At 38.8% G+C, this 22,026-nt stretch carries 17 protein-coding genes and 4 tRNA genes; 1 reads left to right on the top strand and 20 read right to left on the bottom strand.

From position 1 onward, the window contains the following. Positions 1 to 93 precede the first annotated feature (93 nt). The 19 genes from RGB74_RS00220 to RGB74_RS00130 form a co-directional block, all read right to left on the bottom strand. A complete protein-coding gene (locus RGB74_RS00220) occupies positions 94 to 3,315 on the bottom strand; it encodes an AAA family ATPase (protein ID WP_310760982.1) in 3,222 nt (1,073 codons plus the stop codon). Then, positions 3,312 to 3,998 carry a hypothetical protein gene (locus RGB74_RS00215; RefSeq protein ID WP_310760981.1) on the bottom strand — a complete coding sequence of 229 codons (687 nt, stop codon included), beginning with the start codon at positions 3,996 to 3,998 and terminating at the stop codon, positions 3,312 to 3,314. The genes RGB74_RS00220 and RGB74_RS00215 overlap by 4 nt, the downstream gene beginning before the upstream one ends. Then, entirely contained in the window at positions 3,961 to 5,364 is a 1,404-nt protein-coding gene (locus tag RGB74_RS00210) for a hypothetical protein (RefSeq protein ID WP_310760980.1), read from the bottom strand. The genes RGB74_RS00215 and RGB74_RS00210 overlap by 38 nt, the downstream gene beginning before the upstream one ends. After that, positions 5,331 to 6,575, bottom strand: a complete 1,245-nt coding sequence (locus RGB74_RS00205; RefSeq protein WP_310760979.1) for a toprim domain-containing protein — start codon at positions 6,573 to 6,575, stop codon at positions 5,331 to 5,333. Before RGB74_RS00205 ends, RGB74_RS00210 begins: the two co-directional genes overlap by 34 nt. Positions 6,576 to 6,812: 237 nt before the next feature. Next, positions 6,813 to 7,292, bottom strand: coding sequence for a 23S rRNA (pseudouridine(1915)-N(3))-methyltransferase RlmH (rlmH, locus tag RGB74_RS00200; protein WP_310760978.1), 480 nt, complete (start codon positions 7,290 to 7,292; stop codon positions 6,813 to 6,815). 81 nt (positions 7,293 to 7,373) lie between these two features. Further along, a complete protein-coding gene (locus tag RGB74_RS00195; protein WP_396136000.1) occupies positions 7,374 to 7,538 on the bottom strand; it encodes a CxxH/CxxC protein in 165 nt (54 codons plus the stop codon). Between the two features lie 296 nt (positions 7,539 to 7,834). Continuing rightward, on the bottom strand, positions 7,835 to 9,034 hold the full coding sequence (locus RGB74_RS00190; protein WP_310760977.1) for a S1C family serine protease: 1,200 nt from the start codon (positions 9,032 to 9,034) through the stop codon (positions 7,835 to 7,837). Positions 9,035 to 9,193: 159 nt separating this feature from the next. Continuing rightward, the gene (locus RGB74_RS00185) at positions 9,194 to 9,991 is read right to left on the bottom strand and encodes an MBL fold metallo-hydrolase (RefSeq protein WP_310760976.1); all 798 of its coding nucleotides are present in this window, start codon (positions 9,989 to 9,991) and stop codon (positions 9,194 to 9,196) included. 16 nt (positions 9,992 to 10,007) lie between these two features. After that, positions 10,008 to 10,856, bottom strand: coding sequence for a two-component system regulatory protein YycI (locus tag RGB74_RS00180; RefSeq protein WP_310760975.1), 849 nt, complete (start codon positions 10,854 to 10,856; stop codon positions 10,008 to 10,010). Beyond that, positions 10,857 to 12,272: a YycH family regulatory protein gene (locus tag RGB74_RS00175; RefSeq protein ID WP_310760974.1), complete on the bottom strand. Its 1,416-nt coding sequence runs from the start codon at positions 12,270 to 12,272 to the stop codon at positions 10,857 to 10,859. Beyond that, a complete protein-coding gene (gene walK / locus RGB74_RS00170; RefSeq protein WP_310760973.1) occupies positions 12,269 to 14,092 on the bottom strand; it encodes a cell wall metabolism sensor histidine kinase WalK in 1,824 nt (607 codons plus the stop codon). The genes RGB74_RS00175 and walK overlap by 4 nt, the downstream gene beginning before the upstream one ends. Before the next feature lie 5 nt (positions 14,093 to 14,097). Next, positions 14,098 to 14,802, bottom strand: a complete 705-nt coding sequence (gene yycF, locus RGB74_RS00165) for a response regulator YycF (RefSeq protein WP_310260385.1) — start codon at positions 14,800 to 14,802, stop codon at positions 14,098 to 14,100. 195 nt (positions 14,803 to 14,997) lie between these two features. Further along, entirely contained in the window at positions 14,998 to 16,449 is a 1,452-nt protein-coding gene (locus RGB74_RS00160; RefSeq protein ID WP_310760972.1) for a peptidoglycan DD-metalloendopeptidase family protein, read from the bottom strand. 243 nt (positions 16,450 to 16,692) lie between these two features. Next, positions 16,693 to 17,283: a glycerol-3-phosphate acyltransferase gene (locus tag RGB74_RS00155; protein WP_310760971.1), complete on the bottom strand. Its 591-nt coding sequence runs from the start codon at positions 17,281 to 17,283 to the stop codon at positions 16,693 to 16,695. A 304-nt stretch (positions 17,284 to 17,587) separates the two neighbouring features. Continuing rightward, positions 17,588 to 17,663: transfer RNA gene (locus RGB74_RS00150), tRNA-Phe, on the bottom strand. A gap of 146 nt (positions 17,664 to 17,809) precedes the next feature. Continuing rightward, positions 17,810 to 17,885: transfer RNA gene (locus RGB74_RS00145), tRNA-Asp, on the bottom strand. Between the two features lie 30 nt (positions 17,886 to 17,915). Beyond that, positions 17,916 to 17,990, bottom strand: a tRNA-Glu gene (locus RGB74_RS00140). 14 nt (positions 17,991 to 18,004) lie between these two features. Next, positions 18,005 to 18,080: transfer RNA gene (locus tag RGB74_RS00135), tRNA-Lys, on the bottom strand. Between the two features lie 634 nt (positions 18,081 to 18,714). Next, entirely contained in the window at positions 18,715 to 20,001 is a 1,287-nt protein-coding gene (locus RGB74_RS00130; protein ID WP_310760970.1) for an adenylosuccinate synthase, read from the bottom strand. 232 nt (positions 20,002 to 20,233) lie between these two features. Between RGB74_RS00130 and RGB74_RS00125 the strand changes: the two genes are divergently transcribed. Next, entirely contained in the window at positions 20,234 to 20,638 is a 405-nt protein-coding gene (locus RGB74_RS00125; protein ID WP_310760969.1) for a UPF0158 family protein, read from the top strand. Between the two features lie 18 nt (positions 20,639 to 20,656). Here RGB74_RS00125 and dnaB read toward each other — a convergent pair whose 3' ends face one another. After that, the gene (gene dnaB / locus RGB74_RS00120; RefSeq protein WP_310760968.1) at positions 20,657 to 22,021 is read right to left on the bottom strand and encodes a replicative DNA helicase; all 1,365 of its coding nucleotides are present in this window, start codon (positions 22,019 to 22,021) and stop codon (positions 20,657 to 20,659) included. Positions 22,022 to 22,026: the final 5 nt, after the last annotated feature.

Raw genomic sequence — 22,026 nt, 5'->3', positions numbered from 1 at the left:
GCTAGAAAGGTTTATAAAAAACTTACCTATTTGTGATTCATGTTCATTTTAGCCTGCAATTGTTATAATATGGTGAAAATCTTCCCTATACTTTCATCTGGGTGCATTATTCAACAAACGTTCTACCCTTACACCTTTTACTTTGCTTTCCGGTATCAGCGGGTCATGCGAGACAACGTGAACGATGGAAAATTCATTATAATAGGCATCATCATGCGACTTTGGTGAAAGAATAATTAATTTTCGCTTTAGTTCTTTCGCATAAAGCTGGAATACTTTTGCTTTCCTTTCTTCATCCAGAGCACTATCAAATTCATCCAGCACAATAAATCCAGGTCGGTTAGAAAGACTTTGCAGCAATGCAAGTGCAAATAACAGGGAACTCAGTGATTCTTCCCCGCCTGATACACCTTTACCGACACGTCCTCCTCTTGCCTTTACACTAACATCTTCCATAGTACCTCGATGTCCTGCTTTCCTCGCCTTAATATAAAGTTTAAAATGTATACGGCCACGGCGATCCTGTACTTTTTCATGCTCAATCTGACCCTCAAATTGAAAAAGTCCAATATAAGTCTGGAACAAATTACGTATGTTCAAAACATTTTGATTAATTGTTGTATCCAAACGATCTTCTAGATTTTGTGCACGAAGTTCATTTTCTTCTAATAAATATGTGGCACGTTCAAGATCTTCCTGCTTACGGTCAAATTCTATTTTTAGCATATTATAATTCTGCACTGCTTCTTGGTTAATGCCTGCTTGCGTTCGAGCTAAATTAAAATGAATTTCAGCTTCTCCTCGATTTTGTTCTAATTGAGCACGGGAAATTTGCATAATAGATTCTTTTTCTGCTTCTTCATACCATTCAGGAATCAGAGCGCGTAACTCTTCTAGAGCTTGTTCATTTTTAATTAATGATTGTGTACACAAGTCAATATCATCACTTTTAACCACTATTTGTCGATGCACTTGTTCATGTGTCCGATTCATTTTGATTAAGTTATCATCAACCTCCATTAAAATACGTTCCATTTTCTTCCGACTATTTTTGAGTTCATCTAGCTCATCATTCATGTCTTTTCGAATTCGGCGAATACGGTCAATGTTACGCTCAAACTCAGCTGCATCTTTCTCTAACTGTTGCAGACGTTCAAATTTTTTCGCTTGTTCTCCAAGCTGTGCATATATGTCAACGTCCTTCTGATGTTCCCGCTGTTCTACAAGAGCCTGTTGGTGTCTCCCATGCGTTGATTCTTGTTCTTGCTCTAAATGTTCTCCCTGATTCTTTATCAAATTAAGCTGTTTCTCTATATTTGTAATATATTCAAGGCGTTCATGTTGCTTAGATTGGGTGAGTGAAAAAGCTTCTGCCTCTTTCACTTGTTGAATAATGCTGTGCAGCTCCTGCATATCAGCAATATCTGCGTCATATTTTGCTTTATACTTTACATTCCTTTCAATCACCTGTTTACGCTCACGAATGACAGTCTCTTTCCTCTTTTCAACTGCCTTCTCGCTTAATATGTAAGCATCAGACTCCTGTGGACCACGTATTCCTCGATCGTCTATCAGTTGTTTTTGACGAATGGATGGAAAGTTCCCACTAAAAAATTGATCAATCCACCATAACACACGCGATGCAAGATTTTGTTCTTCTAAAGATAATCCTTGCTTAGTTAGCAATTGTAGTTCTGGCAAAGAGGTTACTAGACGGTCTGGCACAAGTGTCTTTAGTGAAACATGATATAAATCGTTAGGTACTTGAATCGGCTTGGCATCATAAAAAATTGTATACTTGATTGAGTTAAGTTTATCTTCTGCCTCAATTGATGCATCCGGCTCAAGTTCTACCAATTCTCTCAGTGTGAAACCTCGAATTCCTTGTTGAGTTAATTGTTTGAGCGATTGCTGCTGACGTGGCGATTCAATTCGCCTTGTATTAAGCAAATTTAATTCTGTATCAAGCTGTTTCTCTCTTTCCTTCAGTGTGTTTATTTGGTTAAAGAGCTGAGTAGTTTGTATTTTAAATTCATTAATACGTTGCTGTACATGATAGGTACTCGTATAACGGGTAAGTAAAGAATTATAACGAGTAAAGTTCTTTTTCCATTGCTCGCTCTCTTGCTCAAGTTTAATTTTATCTTCCATCAATTTGTTTTTTTTATCTTCAAGTTGTTTTTTTTCAGTCGACAAATTTATTAGTTTTTGTTCAGATGTTGACACTGTTAAAGTTGCTGTCCTTAAGCGTTGATTCGTTTCCTCTTGGTCATACCGCAAGTACCGTGCTTTTCCACTTAAATCAGCAAGTTCATCCTTTAATATATCTAATTCTTCCTCACTCGTCCTTTTCGCTTCACGAACCTTCTCTAAACGATTTTCTTCCTCATCTAAACGCTTTTGTAATTCATCTTCTTCTATTATTATAGATTGCAACCTTTCCTTCTCTATCTCTTCTTTGTGCAACAATTCTTCCTGCTCTTCTAATAGCGTTTCAGCATCATACAAAAGGGATTCTCTATGGTTAATCATCTCCGCTCTTTCAAGTTGATTAAGCGTCTGAAGAGATCGTGTCGCCATTACGAGTTTTGTTCCATTGCTTTTTAATCTTTGTTGGTTATCAATAAAAAGATCTAGTTCATTTTTTGCAAAAGAGAGTTTATGCTGATGGTTCCTTTGGTCCTGTGTCGCTGCTATCAGCGATTCTCGGGCATCTCTTACTTGCTCTAGACTTTCTTCCCATGCACGCTGTGTTTGATCAATTCCGTGCATTTCACTAAAAATTCGAAAGCGTTCTTCAGGTGTCATTACAGCAAACTGATTTACCTCTTGTTGATACCAAATAAGATAAAACTTGTCTGGCTGGATTTTATACTTAAGCTGAAGATCTTCGTGATATTGCGTAAAGTTTTGTTTGTTAATGTCTCCAGATCGGTACGTTTTTGTAATTGCTAAATCATTTTCTGTCTCACCTTCTGCAATACTATAAACCCGCTTAATCGGTTGTCCTAATTCTTGTTCGATTTTAAGCGTAAACTCAATCCAAAGTGGACCATCAATACGTGAGGTACCTTCGTTTTTAAATAGCAACGAAATCGTTGCTCGCCATGTTTCATTCAGGGACAAATTGCGAGATTTAAGTCCTTCAATATCTACTTTTCCAGAGTAGAGTACTGCACCCAGACAAAAGCTAATAGTTGATTTACCGGCTCCATTTGGACCGGTAATTAAAACATGATTAGTTGCTGAGTAGAACCGTAAATTAGTCGGTCTATAATCACGAATTCCACTAAACTTTAGTTGCTGGGGTATCATATCATCCCCTCCCCAATAAATAAATTGTAGCGCTTGAAAAACTTTAACACATCCTCTTTCGAAAGTTGTGTAGAATGGCTGAATTCTACCGCTCTTCGTAAAAATGAATCAGAAAAAAGATTGGCACCAATGGTTGTTATTTGGTATGCAGGATCTGTAGTCGAGAACTCATAGTCTGAGATAGCACCGATTTTTTTTAATATAGATATATTTACAGAAATTTGTCGAGTCCCTTTTAATACTTCATGACCAAACGCTTGCAAAAGCTGGCTCATTAGTGTGTATTCATGTTGAAGAACTTCTTGTTGATAAAAAACAAATAGCAAGATTGCCAGTGACTCAGAGCTAAGCGTAGTGCGTGCGTCTCGAGCTGAAACGCGAATCATAATAACAACTTGATCACGCTTCTCATCATAAATAAGCTTATAATAGCGCCCAACAGCTTGGTTAACTCGGTTTAAAAAAGATGTGAAATACGCATCATCTGCCGTAACACCTAATTGTTTCTCCACTTCTTTGCGTGGAAGTCCAAAGTTCCCCTCCCTTAACGTTGCACTGGATGAAAATAAAATTGACATGAATGCCTGTTCTTCTCGTGTTGACAGTACCGCTCCTAAATGACTAAGAGCCGTGAGCGAATGGTCACTACGTTCGTTTTCGTGCGGTTGTTTTTCTGTCTCCATCGTTTATCCACTCCCACTCTTTTTCGTATGAGCTAACTGAATCTTTTGGCGTTGTCTCAATTCGTTTGTTTCCTTCCAATGCCGCAATTCCTAATAGGCCACGAATAGCATCGCCCCAACCTGATGATGAGGTTTCAATAATTAGTTCTTCAATCTCTGCTTCTTTGGTTTCTAAATATTTTTCAATTTGATCCGTTTGGACAGTTGCTTTTGTTAACACCCAAGATGCCTCACCAATCGTACCTTCAAGTGAGTAACCTTCTACTTCATCTAAAACATATTCTATTTCCTCATCGGGTAGTGTTAGATCCTTAACTTTAGGTTCGTATGTTTCGAGATGATAAATCCCTTTTTGAATGTCTGCACAACCAATTGGAGCAGCCATTTTTACTGGTATCCATAACCCATCTATCGCTTCATCCTTGTATTGTCCCTGTTCCATAAAACTAAGCAGTTGGTAAGCATTTGGTATTTCTGATTCCATTGGCGGGCTGTACATTTGCTGAATGAAAGCACGTACTTTTTCAGGGGATATTACCGTTGTAATAGGAGTTTGTTGCATTGTCATAAATCTCAAATATTTATTAATCATGCCCAGAGATAAACTCGTTCCTTCTGCAAGCGCAGAGGTGCCTTTTTGAACATATATCCGTAAGATAAGACTTTCTTCAATTGTTTGAAATTGATTAAGTCTTTCCTGCATTTTTACATCAAGCTCTTCCATTAAATTGTGGATCATTTCAAGCTGTGGTAAAGCATTGCGATCTGCAAGTAATTCTAGTTCCCGTTCTTTTAATATAAATAATGCCTCTTCAACATTCCGAATCATACTAGCAATTTTGTTACCACCTGAAATTCCATGATCATCGTATGCCACACTTATTTCCGCGTCTCGACGTGCTTGGAAGAGTGATCGGCCAATCTCGTCTTCGGTATAATATGCCATCGAATCGTTAGCTAAACGTATCAGTGCATCCATCATTCGTTTGCCAACGTCCAACATTTTAATAGACCGTTTCTGTTTTGCTATCCAATTATTTTTCGATAAGATATTTATAATTTGTTCTATTCGTTTTTTTGTTGGTGGTTCACGGTCATGTCCATAAATATTTAGGTAGCGATAATATAATGTTTCTGCATTTTCAATTGGCTCACCTAAACCAAGGGCTTCCTCATTAATCATTTGTATGATACGGATAAAGCGCAACATTTCTAGAGGTGCATCAAATACTGCTTCTGAACCTAAATCTCGCATTACTCCTGCAAGCGTAATTAAATCCCGCATAGATCGCATTAACTCCGCGGATGTATCATCCCCTTTAAAAATCGAAATCAGAGATTTTTTTGATTCATCCACTTCTCCCATATCAGTACACCTCCTAACTGTTGCTCCTGTTCAAAATAATGATCTTTAGTTTCTTCCTGAAACCAAGCATCATAAGTTTTTAACGAATAAAATACCCTTTTACCCCCAATAATTTTAAATGGAATGCTATTAATAATAGATACCAAAGTGTGAGATATTTGCATTCCATCTGGATCAGCGTCTGTCCAAATGATTACTTCTTTTATGTTGGATTTACACAACTGAGTAATGAGCGAACGGTGAGCTGATCGGACATGTCCATCTACAGCCAATACAAAAGAATTACTCTTCTGCAAGAAACTTGTCTCTATCGCCATTCTAGTAAGTACAGCTCTATTTTCTACGAGCCAAAGCGTACTAGCAGATGTACAGAAATCATCGATACCTAGTGCAAGGTCCGTAACTGCATGCACCGAGCCATAGTTATATGTAGCATACGTTCCCATAAGTGGACCGGTAAAGTAAACTGGAATTAAACGTCCCAAACTTACTAAGCCTAGACTACTTACCGGAGCCTCCGCCCATGTCTCTAATGTTGAAAGAATATCCTCTCTTTGACGATCGAACACTTTTGAGCCGCCAATTTTGTTATATAGTGTAGCACCTATTTCTTTAAAGTCGACATACGATTGTTTCCTACGCAACTTATACAGTCCTGATAAAAAAGCGGCTAGTTTTAATTGGAAGTTACTTATCCTTTCAGTGAAAAAAAGTGGTTGTTCTGCTTTTTTTGCAAATGCTCGAACCCGTTCATGAAAAATAACCGGGAAGCCTTCAACAGGAGTTTCAGTGCTACTTTTTAGGAAGCTGTATGTGTTTATGAAATTTTGATGTATTTCCTGATTTTTTTTCTGTTGCTTCTCTTCCTCTAAAGCATATAAACCAGGACCCATTCGAAAATTTTCTTTAACTGGTGTCCGTTCATCCTTGTCAAAACGGACATCTCGAATAAGCCATCCTTTCCGTACCCACTCCAAAAGAAGATCTTCATTAAACGGAAGCTTTTTTATTGTTTTCGGGTTGAGTTTAAACTGTTTTAGTAGATCATCTGGTTCACCTGACCACTTATCAGCAGCAGTAATCACCGCTATTTTCCGATAACGTCGAGTTGATTGTTTAACAATATACCACCGCATCGGCTCTTTTGATTTCTCTAATAGCTCGCCTTTCTTACATACAAACCTCTGGAGAAACTCTTCTGTCGACAACATTTTAAAAACTCCATTCAATAGAATTTTTATTTATCTTTTGAAGTTTCTGTACAATGTACATTGTATTTATTACGAACTACATTGACTAAGAATGTTTGAAAAAGTAGATTATTAATTCTATATTACCAAATTTTAGAATAAAATTTACCACTATCGCATAAAAAAATAAGGCATTAACGACATTTAAAACATTAGTGTCGCTGCCTCATTTTATAATACTATTTACTAAGTTTAACTTTACTTATGGTATGGTTCTCCCCTATTAATCCGAAACGCTCGATAAATTTGCTCAACCAGCACCAGTTTCATCAGCTGATGCGGATACGTAATCTTCCCGAATGAGATCTTTTCGTTCGCCCGCTTCATCACAGCTTCACTTAATCCCAATGACCCTCCGATAACAAACGCGACTTTGCTTTTTCCATATGTAGCGAGTTTATCGAGATTATTCGCTAAGTCCTCAGATGATACTGCCTTTCCTTCAATCGCCATTGCGACAACATGAACATCTTGACCGATTTTGGCTAAAATGCGTTCTCCTTCTGCATCTTTCACCATGATCATCTCTGAATCACTTAATGTTTCAGGAGCTTTTTCATCGGGAACTTCAATAACTTCCACTTTGGCATATGGTCCAAGCCTTTTTAAATATTCGTCAATTCCTTGTTTTAAATATTTTTCTTTTAGTTTCCCTACAGAAACAATTGATATATTCACCTGTTGAAAACTCCTTCTTCGACAAAGTTATGCACAAAAGTTATCCACATATACACATTTACCTCTAGATATTGTAGGCGTTCATATGTTCGATACTTTATATGTACCTACCTTATCACAATATTCACAAGTTGTTGATAACCCGTCATTGTCTGTTAATAACTCGACAATTGGAGCTGTTTCGTACTCATCCACAATCACGTCTATCGCAAGCTCTGCGTGCTCTTTGCAGCAAATAATCACCATTTTACAAATCTCCTTACTTATCCACAATTCTCTCCCTAACACTAACGGAAACTGTCTCTTCTGTAAACAATTTCCCCATATAAAAAGTTGTCCACATGTGGGGAGGGAAAATTCTAAAATCGTTACATATTGTACCCCAGAAACTAAAATAACGACAAAATTCGCAGTTTCTCACTTCATTCGCTTTTTGTGAAGCAGCCCAGTCAGTTGATAAAGAAGTTTTATTGGAACGGAAATTAACTATCTAAGGAGTACAAAAAAAAACAGGAGAAACATTCCCCCTGTCTCAGCATGTATTATGTTTGTTTCCCTAATTCTACAGTTGCGGTTTTCTTTTTACCATCACGGTAGTACGTAACTTCAACTTTATCACCGATCTTTGTTTTCGTGTAAAGGAACTTACGAAGTGCGATCGGATCCGTAATTTTTTCTCCGTCCATTTCTGTGATAACATCCATTTCCTTAATCCCCGCTCTTGCAGCTGGTGATGTCGGTGTCACTTCCATAACGACGATTCCTTTTTCAACATCCTTTGGAAGCTTCAATGTTTGTTCACGATGGTAAGTACTTACTTGAGTAAGCGGTATGATGTTAACCCCTAAGAAAGGTCTGCGTACTTCACCATATCTCTCAAGATCTGCAATGATGGGTTTCGCCACATCTGACGGTATCGCAAATCCAATACCTTCTACTTCTTGCTGAGCAATTTTAGAAGAGTTGATTCCAATTACCTGACCGGCGATATTTATAAGTGCTCCACCACTGTTACCTGGGTTAATGGCGGCGTCAGTTTGAATAACTTCTGCCTGCCAATCTGGATTGCCATCTTGATCTAAATCAACAGGAATCGAACGGTCTGCGCTTGAAACGATTCCTTCCGTAACAGATCCAGGGAAGTTTCCTAACGGGTTCCCAATGGCAATAGCTGGTTCTCCGCGCTTCAAATCCCCGGATGTTCCAAACTCAGCAACATCCTTAATTTTGCTTCCATCAATCTCAACCACAGCCAAATCCATTAACGGATCCGTACCGCGAAGTGTTCCTTTTAGCTTTGTTCCATCACTTAAAGTAATTTCAAGCTGGCTGGCATCTTCAACGACGTGGTTATTTGTTACGACATATGCTTTGTTGCCTTCTTTTTTATAGATGACACCAGATCCGGAACCTGCCGGCTGCTGGCTCCAAAAGTCTGTCTGCTGAATGTTCACGACCTCTACAACAGCATCTGAAGCTTTTTCAACCGCACCCGTAACATCGGTAGCGAGATCCACATCTATATTTTTTTCGATCGTATTATTTCCGCCTATGCCGCTTTCATTCCCATTTGAAGGGTATAAATTATCAGGCAGAACACCCGCGGCACCTAATGCAGGTATTAAAAATAATACGACCAAACCGCCAATGATGGCTCCTAGTAAAGCTGGTAGAAATTTTCCGCCGCCACGGTTTCCTTTTTGTTTAGATGAAGATTCATAATCATCATCATAATATCCCATCTTGCTCATCACCGTTCCTTTCAACAATCAAGTATACGAATTATTCATAACCCATTATAAGTATTTCATCCTAAATTTATGGACATTTTGGGTTATTTTTCATAATTTCCCACACTTATTGTTATTTCCTGAAACGGTTTCCTTTAAACGGAGTAGTTATTAAACAACGACTAATCTAGTTGGCTGACTCGCGTCTGTATCATGCAGAATAACTTGATCTTTCGTCGAGATGCCGTGAGTTTGCAGCGTTTGTTCCACTGAAAGACGTGCGATGTCTTTCATATTGTTATCTTTGCTTAAATGAGCCAAATAAATATTTTTTGTTTCTTGGCCGATTACATCTGCAAGGGCATGTCCGCAATCTTCATTGGAAATATGGCCATGATCTCCTAATATACGTCTTTTGATGTTCCACGGATAACGTCCCATCATAAGCATGTTAATATCATGATTTGACTCAATAACAAGAGAATGGCTGTCACGGATAATCCCCTTCATCCGATCGCTTACATAACCTGTATCCGTCATTAGAGCTAGTTTCCGTCCATTGTGATGAAAGACATAAAACATCGGTTCTGCTGCATCATGAGAAACACCAAATGACTCAACGTCTAAGTCATTGAATGTTTTTACAGTTTCCATTTGAAATTCAAACTTTTGCTCTGTTGCAACTTCGCCAATTAAACCGTTCATGGCATTCCACGTATTACGGTTTGCATAAATAGGCAGTTTAAACTTTCGCGCTAAAACTCCGAGCCCTTTTATATGATCACTATGCTCGTGAGTCACTAATATCCCGTCAATATCGCCGATTTCCCCCACAGCTGCTTTTTCAAAAAGAATCTGCATTTGCTTTGCACTTAAACCCGCATCGACGAGCAGGCGTGTTTTTTCTGTTTCTACGTAAATGGCATTTCCCGTACTGCCACTTGCCAGAACACTGAATTTTAAACTCATAACTGCATGTTCCTTTCTAATCTTGCTCCCCAGATAAAACTTGAATGGAACTGTCTGTTGCATTAACTAAGTATTGCCCGTCCTCTGTCTCAATCAGCCAGGTTGGAGCGTATACTTGAGAATCACCAACTAAGACGAGACTGAAAAACCCAAGCCTAATATCCTGAACATGGTCACCGGTTGTTAAATGGGCCGTATCTAATAGCCTTCCCAGCGCTTTTTTAGGTGAAATGATTTCTTGCGACTCTCCTTGAGTGTAGATAACCAGATAGGTCTGTGTGTATTCCTTTAAGTTCCCTTTATCATCCAGAATAAATTTCACCATACCATTAGGTGCTTCATAATCGGACTTGTTTTCTTTGGTTTCTTCAAAATTTTTCGTATCAAAAAATATTTGTTTGTTCAGATACGTTTGGTTGAACCAAACGATATTTTTCTCTTTATCCCATTTATAAAACGTGTATTCCTTACCGCGGTTAACGTTTTCTTCTAGAAATTTAGTAAGGGAAGCAATCAAATCTTTTGAATCCTTTTTAGGAAGATCCATCGGTTTCGTTAATGTATAACTTAAAGTAATATCTGTACTGCTGTCTTTATCAAGTTTAATTTCTTTCGATTTATACGCTGTTTTCTCTTCTGGTGTAAATTTATACCGCTGTGCACTTATAAGCGTTTGTTCTGGTTTGTATTTTGGTAATTTATCTTCATAAGTAACCTTGTTGTTTGCCAAAATTTCTTCCAGGGGCTGTTCAGACAGTCTAGCAATTTTGTTTATATCATTTTTTTGGTAGAGCTGATAGCCTAAAAAGAGATTTAAGACGAGAAACGTAAGGATAAAAATGCTTTTTGTTTTCTTCCAATCCAATTAATATCCTTCCTCTCCATCACTTTTAAATAATGGCAGCCAGCCTTTATTTAGATAGTTTATGAACCAACGAGGTTCGAGTCTGTAAATATGCGGTTCAGCCTGTCTTTCCATCGTATAGCCGATCCGAACGTCCTGGATATAGTTATCGTTATAATCTTCACTTAATTCTTGCTTAACCTTTTCCCCGGATTCTATCTTAACTTTTTCCAGTAATCCATCATTAGGATGCAAATTTTTCGCTAAATCAAGTTGAATCATTGATCGTTCATATTTTTTCAGCTCGTTATCATCCCATTCCAGATTCATCTGGACATCTTGATCTAATACAGGCAAATTGTTTACATATAGCCAGAAGCCTGCTGAATCTTGTGAAAGATTTGATAGTATATAAGAATTTCCCCAGCCGGCATGTGTATTAATGTAGTCTATAGACTGAAAAAGAGGGGAACTATTTGTTGAATTATTTAAGTTATAACTAGCAAAGTTTGTATAGGTGAAACGATTTTCCATTTGTTTAATAACCATTGCTGAAGTCCCATCCGTAAAAGTAGTTTCATTTTGATCTGATACACTTTTAACGGCTAATGGATCTTTAAATAAAGCTTTCTTGTACTTTTCATACGTATCTTCGGTAATTGCTTGTGATATATAAGTGAGTCGGTTGAGGTTTATTTGTTTTTTCGGAAAATATAACCTATTCTTTAAATTGTTTCTTCCTTCTACTGCGTTGTCCTTAACATCATAAGAAAGATAGGGTACAAATCCTCCATTTTCAATTGCCTTGTCTATATCGTTTATCATACTGTTAAGACTAAGAGAAGAAGTAACCTTCTGCTTTTTCTTTAGGTTGTATGATACTAGATATCCCTCAACATTTTCAGAGCCTTGATAGAGAAATAAACGGTCTACATTTTGCGGTTTGCTTGCACTTACTTCAGCATCAAAAGAAAATACTTCTTTATAAATTTCCTGAGGCATGCCGAATGGATAAATGATTTCAATATACTCATTATTCTTCATATCTTTTAACGGGAAGTTCCTTGGATCAAACGATGTCGGTGTTCTCTGACTTGAATCAAAGGAAAATTTAGCGTTTTTGATTTGATCGTGAAATTTTTTAATCATATCATTTGCTTCAAGTCCATAAAGCTTTTCACCTTTATGGTAGATAACCTGAGTAGGATAGACGACATCAGAAAGTTCCTTTTGATCTTCCACATCTACTTGCTGTTTTTTTAATGTGCGTGCATCCTGCAGTGCTGGATAACTTGGTTTAAACGTCCAAAGACTCCAAGTTAAAACAAGGCTTAAAACGATTAAAACAGTAAGAACAACTGATTTAATCAGTTCATTGTTCTCCTTGAAGTATGTGATAATTTTTCGCGTATGTGTAATCCATTTTAACCAATTCATAGCTGTACTCCCCTGCCCTTTTGCAAAGGAAGAGTAAAATGAATGGTTGTTCCTTGTCCCCATTCACTTTCTGCCCAAATATCTCCACCATGTGCAAGGACGATTTCCTTCGCGATTGCCAACCCAAGTCCTGTTCCTCCGATATCTCTAGAACGTGCTTTATCAACACGGAAGAAGCGGTCGAATATTTTGGAAACGTTGTTCTTTGGTATTCCGACACCTTGATCAGAGATGCTGATTTTTACTTTTCTGCCTGTAACAGCAGCTGAAAACGTAATTTTACCGCCCTCTGGTGAATATTTCATCGCGTTTGAAATGATATTATCCAAAACTTGGGTCATTTTATCCGTATCGATTTGAACTCGGATCACGCTGTCAGGCAACGAACGAGTCAGCTCGATATTTTCTTTTTCAAGCATATCAAAACGATCGATAATACCATTAAAAAATGAAATGAAATCGATCTCCCGGAAATTAAAACGATAATCTTTGCTATCCATCTTTGAAAGCTGGAGCAAATCAGTAACGAGCCTGATCATGCGCTCTGTTTCATTCTGTGTGACTTCCAAAAACCGCGGTGCGATATTTTCATCTTGCCAAGCACCTTCTGCAAGTGCCTCTAGATAACTTCTCATCGTTGTTAAAGGTGTTCTTAGCTCATGTGAAACGTTAAAAACAAACTCACGCCGCTCATTGTCGATTTGTTCTTGCTCTGTAACATCATGCAATACACAAATAAGACCATTGATTGGTCCGTCATCTTTTTGTATCGTTGAAAAGTTTGCTCTAACGACATAATGAAGATCATCGGTACTGAAATCGAGGAGCATTGATTCATACTCGTTGTAAAGCTCTTCCCATGTGTAGTCTGTATTCAATCGCAGCAGTTCCAATAGTGATGTTCCAAGAGCATTCTGACGGGAGATATTCAGCATCTCTTCTGCTCTGTCATTCATGAGGATGATTGCACCATCCCGATCAGTCGCAATCACACCATCGGTCATATATGTTAAGACAGAACGGAGCTTCCTTCTTTCACTTTCTGTAATCGCTGTTGCTTCCTGCAGCTTTTTTGTCAGGTTATTGAACGTCATAGCCAGCTGGCCAATTTCGTCATCACCATAAAGCTGAACTTTACGAGAGAAATCTCCTCTTGCCATTACAAGAGCTTGTTTTCTCATATCTGCCATAGGTCTTGTTATTGTTCGCGCTAAAAAGACCCCGAGAAGACCTGTAATAATCAGTGCGATTACAGTTCCCGTGACTAAAATGTTGTTAATGCGCTGAATCTGCTTAAAAATTCCTTCGATAGAAGCTTCTAAGTAAATAGCTCCTAGTATCTCATTGTTATTATCATTTATGATCGGTTTTGCAAGAACCATGACACGCTCTCCTTCTGTGGAAAGCATGATCTCATCGTCCGTTGTTCCTTCAAGAGCCAGCTTAATTTTAGGGTTGAAACTGATCTGTCCCTTTAGTTTAGGTATGTTGCTGGCAAGAACGATACCTTCTTTATCCAAAACCTGAATCTCTTTTTCTTGAAATTCTTCGTTAATAAGCGCTTGAACTTCATCATTAAGACTTGGTTTATTTTCATCCGCTTTTTCTTTATAGCCTTTTCTGTCTTTCATTTTTTGCTCAACATTAAACTCTAGTAAATTCACTCTGTCGTACAAGGACTTCGTAAAGTTTTGCCGCAGGTCACTTTCTAAGTTATTAATAAAATAGACACTGATGACCTGCATAGCAATTAAAATGAGCAAAACATAAATCAATACAAATTTAACATGTATTGATTTAAAAAAATTGACTTTATCCATGATGTTTACTCCTGGTCAGGATTTCTTAAATAGTACCCCACTCCGCGTCTAGTGATGATCCATAACGGATGACTCGGGTTATCTTCCACTTTTTCACGAAGGCGTCTTACGGTAACATCGACTGTTCGTACATCACCAAAATAATCATATCCCCAAACGGTCTGCAGAAGGTGCTCACGAGTCATCACTTGTCCGATATGTTTTGCCAAATAATGAAGCAATTCAAATTCTCGGTGTGTCAGCTCGATTGTCTCTCCGCGTTTCGTCACGATATACGCGTCAGGATGGATGGTTAAGGAACCAATCGTAATCTCATTGTTCTCATCCACTTCACGCTCAGATTCCTGCTGGTGACGGCGAAGATTCGCTTTAACACGCGCAATTAATTCACGTGTGCTGAAAGGCTTTGTCACATAATCATCTGCTCCAAGCTCTAAACCAAGTACTTTATCAATCTCAGAATCCTTAGCTGTAAGCATGATAATCGGCATATCATACTTTTTGCGGATTTCACGGCATACTTCCATCCCATCTTTTAATGGAAGCATGATATCGAGCAAGATCATGTCTGGCTTTTCTTTTTCGACTTTATCTAGTGCATTGATTCCATCGTATGCACAAAGAACAGTGAAACCCTCTTTTTCCAGGTTAAACTGCAGTATATCAGCAATTGGTTTTTCGTCATCTACAACGAGTATTTTCTTATCCATTGAAACGCTCCTTTTTTCGGAAACTCTATTTTAATGTATAGCAGCATTAATTTTTAAATATTGTAGTAAGAATAAGTTGGTTACTATTATTTTATCACAGTTGAATCTTTCTCCATAATACCAGCAATACCTTCTATTTGAGGTATAAAAAAACCTTCCGGGAACAGTTCCCAGAAGGCAATATTCTGCATTAGCCTATAAATAGCTTTCAGGATTTACTAAAGCTCCATTTTTATATACTTCAAAGTGAAGGTGAACGCCTGTCACATCACCTGTTGCACCCATGACACCAATGTTGGATCCTTTTTGTACAACATCTCCAACAGAAACAGAAAGAGAGCTCATATGTGAATAAGTCGTTCTCATTCCGTTATTATGATCAATAATGACTCTATTACCGTAATCTCCATCCCATCCTGCAAAGACAACCTTTCCGTTGTCGGCCGCACGAATGGCTTTGTTAGAAGGACGAGCAATATCGATTCCCTTGTGCGGTCTGCCCCAGCGCATGCCTTTATGGCTTGAAATGTAGCCTCCAACAGCTGGCCAAGAGAGTTTCCCAGTACCTTTTGAAGGAATCACCTTCGTTCCGACCTTAACGATCTCTGTAACCGGATCTTTTACTTGTTCTTGCTTCAATACATCATTCTGCAAGGTTTTCCCGGCAGCATTTCTCGTTGTGAACGTTATATCTAAAAGTCCGTTCTGACCTTTTTGAATCGTTTTTGTTTCGCCTTTTTCCATCGTGCTGTCATCTTGTTTTTCGACTGAGAAAGGAATAACTCGTTGTGCTCGGAATGCTTCATAAACAAGCACTTCTGTGAATGGTTCCTTCTCTTGAATAATTACTTCATCACCTTCACGGATTACAGAAGTTAAAATCAGCTTAGGGTTTAATGTGAAAAATTGTTCCATCGTCATATGGTAGTTTTGAGCGATCGATTCTAACGTTTCACCATTTTGAATGATGTGCTCTTTCTTTCTAAGTCTTCCCTCTTTTAGACGGCTGATCGCTTCATCAACTGAAACCAGTTCTTTAACTGATGTTTGTGCTTTTCGAACATATACTGGATTTGAAAAGTCTACATCGATCACTTTGCTTTCACCAGGCTTCAGTTCAGGTACTTCGATTTTTTTATTTTCGGCTTTTGCTTGTTCAATTGCATCCATATCTTCTTTTGAAACATGCTCAAGTTTCATTTGTAAAAGGATATCTTCTGCCTCTTTTTCACTAGATACATAGGCAACCGTTTGTCCGCCAGTCACAATACTGTACGCATCTAAGGAAACAGATAAAGATTGTGCCAATGCTTCTTGTGCTGCTTCATTATCAAACTCTGGTCTAAACATTCTATCAGGCTTCAGTTCGATCGATTGATTAATGGTATAAGCAAAATCACCATTATTTGCTTTTGCGTCCTCCATCAGGTTTTCTATTGCATGATCAACGACACTTCTTTCACGAACTGTTCCTATTTTCTTTCCATCTACATAAACATGAAAAACAGTCTTAATTAACTCGTTATTATCATGGTGTGCGTATGTTACCGATGTTTTCATCGTAAGTGTTAATAGAGCTACAACTGCAGCCATTAGTAATGGCATCATTATTTTTTTAAATCTTTCAGTGGTCTTTCGATTATTCACTTTTCTATTTCCCCCTAAAGATCCTCTGCTACAACTCAACTGTGTCTATTGTCCTATGACAATTTCCTCCGTATTTATCCTTTTGTATCCTAACATACTCAATTTACATTTGTCAGAAATTCTCGGTTTTTGTAATGTAACTGTAAAAAATGTCATAACAAAGGTTTTATCATCCATAGGACAAAAAAAGAACAGGTCTCCATAACGGAAACCTGCTCATAGATCTTCAATTTATAATCACTTTTATTCTTTCAACATGATTCTTTCTTTAATATCCTCTTTTTGAACGTAGACGACTATTAAACTGATTGGTATGAGAATGAGAGTTTCGAGCCACTGCTTCTCAAACAGCCAATAAAAGAACGGCGCTAATGCAAAGGCGAATAACCCCGCAACAGTAAGGCTTCTTTTGATTGAATAAAATAATAGAAATGCCACTCCCACTAAAACGGCGGACAGCCAATGAAATATAAGTAATCCCCCAATAAATGAGGCAACACCTTTCCCGCCATGAAACTTTAGAAGAACAGGATAAAGATGCCCGATGATCACCGCCAAAAATCCGAGTAATTGAATGTAAGGAGGATAACCGAGATGTATAGCAGCCCAAACCACCGCTCCAGCTTTTAGCAGGTCACCTGTCAGCGTAAGAAGAAATCCTGCCGGTCCAAGGACTCTGCCCGCATTGCGCGCCCCTATATTTCCGCTTCCCTCGTTTCGTAAATCGACCCCTTTTAACATTTTCGCGACTAGAAATCCCGTCATGAGACCCCCGGCTAAATAACTTAATAAAAGATAAAGACCCCACTGTAACTCTTCCATCTGTATGATCATCTACCTTCCTCATCCCTATCTACTTTCAATATATTCTAATGCAGTTTCACAGAACCCTGTTACGCTAAGAAAAAATGTTTCTACTATGACTATATTCAGGTTGTCCGTACTTTTATGAATAAGATTTAAATAAAAGGAAATTCCGCTGGATCCGAGCCTATCTTTTATTTAGGAACAAAGTCGAAATTAAGTAGTAAAAAACTTGCGTTGATCAATTTTTTCTCATTTACCCCAATCTTGGATATAAAAAAATGCATGCCACTAAGGGCATGCAAGATTGTGTGTAAGGATTGTAAAAGTAAAATGGTGGCTCGAGACGGAATCGAACCGCCGACACGAGGATTTTCAGTCCTCTGCTCTACCGACTGAGCTATCGAGCCAAGAAGTATTATTTTGGTACCTATTTAATTACTGTGTCTCTTCCTCTACAGGTTATTTCTATGATGTGTATCCGTCGAGACAACTCGCAGCTTAATCGTGCTGTATCGCTCGTAGCTATCGAGCCAATTTTGAAACGAAATAAAAATGGCGGACCCGACCGGGGTCGAACCGGCGATCTCCTGCGTGACAGGCAGGCATGTTAACCACTACACCACGAGTCCATTGAAAAAAGGTTTTTATTAAAAATTGAATGGTGACCCGTACGGGATTCGAACCCGTGTTACCGCCGTGAAAGGGCGGTGTCTTAACCGCTTGACCAACGGGCCACTTTTAAAAAAAGTGGTGAGCCATGAAGGATTCGAACCTTCGACCCTCTGATTAAAAGTCAGATGCTCTACCAACTGAGCTAATGGCTCTTGCTAAATGTGTCCGTCGGTCCCCTGTCTCTTCCTCTAAAAGAAATGACTGCCGGTGTATCCGTCGAGACAACTCGTAGTTCATTCACGAGAAGTATCGCTCGTAACTGAGCTAATGGCTCTTGCTAAAAACATTGTCGTTTTTTCACGACAAGTGTTACTTTACCATGATATGAAAGCTTTGGCAATACGTTTTTGTTTTATTTTTTTCAAAAATTTTTAATTTGGATACTTTCGACTTGTAAACGAGCTTCAATTTGTCGAAATCATTAATTCAATTAAGTTATTGGATATTACTGTGAGATTCCGTCTGGTTTCTGTGGGATTATTTTATACGTGTATCAATTTTCCCGCTTGGTATGAACAAAATATGATTTTGTCCATATAGAGTAAACATTCCCGGACGTACAACTCACAAATCGAACAATTTATTTTGTTTATCGACGTTTTTGGTTCACTTATTGAAAGATTCTCATCCGATATCGAAACTTTACTCCGATTTATCGCCACTTTCCAACCAAATATCGACTACTCGCCATAATTCGACACACATGACCAACTCTTTCACACTCCGCTAAACCCACAAACATAAAAAAGGAAAGCTGACTCATCTGAGTCAGCTCCTTATTAAAAATTAAGCAAATACGCCTCTTACCATGTTTGTTTGTGCACGGTCTGGTCCTACTGAAAAGATTGAAAGCGGAATACCTGTTACTTGGGAAATACGCTCTACATAGTGACGTGCGTTTTCCGGAAGTTCACTCAAGTCCTTCACGCCTGTAATATCTTCCGTCCAGCCTGGCATTTCTTCGTATACCGGCTCACATTGTGCCAGCACTTTAAGGCTTGCCGGGAACTCTTTGATTAGCTCGCCATTGTATTTGTATGCCACACAAATTTTCAATGTTTCAATGCCTGTAAGAACATCGATTGAGTTCAATGACAAATCTGTAATTCCTGAAACACGGCGGGCATGTCCGACAACAACAGCGTCAAACCAGCCAACACGGCGTGGACGTCCAGTTGTTGTTCCGTATTCACGGCCAACTTCACGAATTTGGTTACCGATTTCGTCGTGAAGTTCTGTTGGGAAAGGACCATCACCAACACGTGTTGTATATGCTTTAGATACACCAACTACGTGATTGATTTTAGAAGGACCTACACCAGAACCAATCGTTACTCCACCTGCAATTGGGTTGGAGGAAGTTACGAACGGATATGTTCCTTGGTCGATATCTAGCATTACACCTTGTGCACCTTCAAAAAGGACACGGCGTCCATCATCCAGAGCATCATTTAAAACTACAGAAGTATCGACTACATATTTTTTAATCTGTTGTCCATATTCATAGTACTCATCTAGAATTTCTTCTTTTGTAAAACCTTCAGATTCGTAAATGCGGTCAAAAAGGCGGTTCTTTTCAGCTAAGTTGCGCTCCAGCTTTTCTTCGAATACTTCACGGTCTAACAAATCAGCGATACGGATACCGATACGTGCCGCTTTATCCATGTATGCAGGTCCAATTCCTTTTTTCGTCGTACCGATCTTATTGGCACCCTTGCTTTCTTCTTCTAAAATATCTTGACGAAGATGATAAGGAAGAATGACATGAGCACGGTTAGAAATACGAAGGTTTTCTGTACTTACATTATGTCCGTGAAGATAAGCAAGCTCTTCAAGCACAGCTTTCGGATCAACTACCATTCCGTTTCCGATTACACAAATTTTATCGTTGTAAAAGATTCCTGATGGAATTAAGTGAAGTTTATATTTTGTACCTTCAAACACAATCGTATGGCCAGCGTTATTTCCACCTTGATATCTAGCTACTACTTCAGCTCTTTCAGAGAGAAAATCAGTAATTTTACCTTTACCTTCGTCTCCCCATTGTGTTCCAACAACTACTACAGATGACATGGTCGCACCTCCATGAAATTAAAGATTGACGAGTTCATCGTCTAATCTTGAAAAACCATGCTTAGTTTAGCAATTTTTAAACGGAAAGTCAATGAAAAACACGAACATTACAACTATATTACTTATTTTTGTTCGTGAAAATATTTACAGGATATTTACAATCGCATAGTCAGAAGATCCATTTTTCTATCGTATCCTGTAGTATTCACCTTGTTTAGGAGGTATCATTCTTATGTTTATTGAAAAATTGATGGTTGCTTATATGGACGATGCGGCAAACCATATTTATTATTTAGATAGAAATGATCAAGTTATTTTACTTGATGCGATTGAGCCAGGCGGATTGCCTAACCTGGAGTTTTTAGATTTAGAGGAACCTGATCGTTTTTTAGAACTCCCTAAAGTGATGAGTGTTGAGACTTTCAGCTGGATGGTTGAATTTGAAAGCCAGAACCAAAATCATGAATTATTGCATGCTCTTAATAAAAATAATCCTTTTGAAGTGTTTACCGATACAATCGACCACTTAAATCTAACGGAAAAATGGCGTGCGTTTCAGCAAGAAAAAGTAAGGCATCGAATTGAAAGCTGGTTAACCGAATATAATCTTTTAGAACTAGAAAAGCAGCTGGATTAATCTCCAGCTGCTTTTTCTTTACGCTCCTGGCGGTATGGCCGTTTCATCATGACGCCTGTCCAGGTTAACGAATTTGTTATATTCTTTTACGAATGCCAGCTCAACCGTACCTGTCGGACCATTACGCTGCTTAGCAATAATAATTTCAATGATGTTCTTCGCTTCTGTTTCTTTATCATAATAATCATCACGATAAAGGAAGGCGACGATATCGGCATCCTGCTCGATAGAACCGGATTCACGAATATCAGACATCATCGGGCGCTTATCCTGACGGGATTCAACACCACGTGAGAGCTGAGAAAGAGCGATAACAGGCACTTCCAGCTCACGAGCGAGGGCTTTAAGTGAACGGGAGATCTCCGAAACCTCCTGCTGGCGGTTTTCGCCAGACTTTCCGCTCCCCATAATAAGCTGCAAGTAATCGATCAAAATCATACCTAACCCTTTTTCCTGCTTCAAACGGCGGCATTTTGCACGAATATCATTGATTCGGATACCTGGTGTATCATCAATGTAAATACCGGCAGCAGATAAGCTTCCCATCGCCATCGTCAGCTTCTGCCAGTCTTCAGCCTGCAAAGACCCTGTACGAAGACGCTGTGCATCAAGGTTGCCTTCCGCACAAAGCATACGCATGACTAGCTGTTCAGCTCCCATCTCGAGACTGAATATCGCAACATTTTCATCTGTCTTCGTCGCAACGTTTTGGGCAATGTTCAAGGCGAATGCCGTTTTACCAACAGACGGACGGGCAGCAACGATAATTAGATCGTTTCTTTGGAAACCAGCTGTCATTCTGTCTAAGTCATTAAAGCCTGTTGGAATGCCTGTAATATCACCTTTTCTGTTATGAAGAGCTTCAATGTTGTCGTAGGCATGGACGAGAACATCCTTGATGGCCGTGAATGCACTTGTGTTCTTACGGTTAGAAACTTCTAAAATCGATTTTTCTGCTTCGTTTAAAATCGCTTCAACTTCTTCTTCCCTTGCATAACTGTTTGCCGTAATATCAGTTGCTGTCCGAATCAAACGGCGCAGCAGTGATTTTTCTTCAACAATTTTGCTGTAGTACTCGACGTTTGCCGCAGTTGGTGAACTGTCAGCAAGTTCCGTTAAAAAGGACAAACCTCCGACCTCATCGAGCTGGTTTTTATCCTGAAGCTCTGATGTTACCGTAATCAGATCGACCGGTTCACCCTTTGCATTGAGCTCTAGCATGACGCGATAAATTCTTTGGTGGGTCGCTCGATAAAAATCTTCCGGCAATAAAATTTCAGAGGCTGTAATCAGCGCTTCTGCCTCTAAAAAGATAGATCCTAAAACCGCTTGTTCCGCTTCAATGTTCTGCGGCGGAATGCGGTCTGCAAATAAATCACTCATCTAAT

The organism is Bacillus sp. NEB1478 (assembly GCF_031582965.1).
In the GTDB taxonomy this organism is placed as follows: Bacteria; Bacillota; Bacilli; order Bacillales; family Fictibacillaceae; genus Fictibacillus.
Note: the sequence above shows the minus strand (reverse complement) of the source record. Positions and strands in the feature narration are given on the sequence as shown.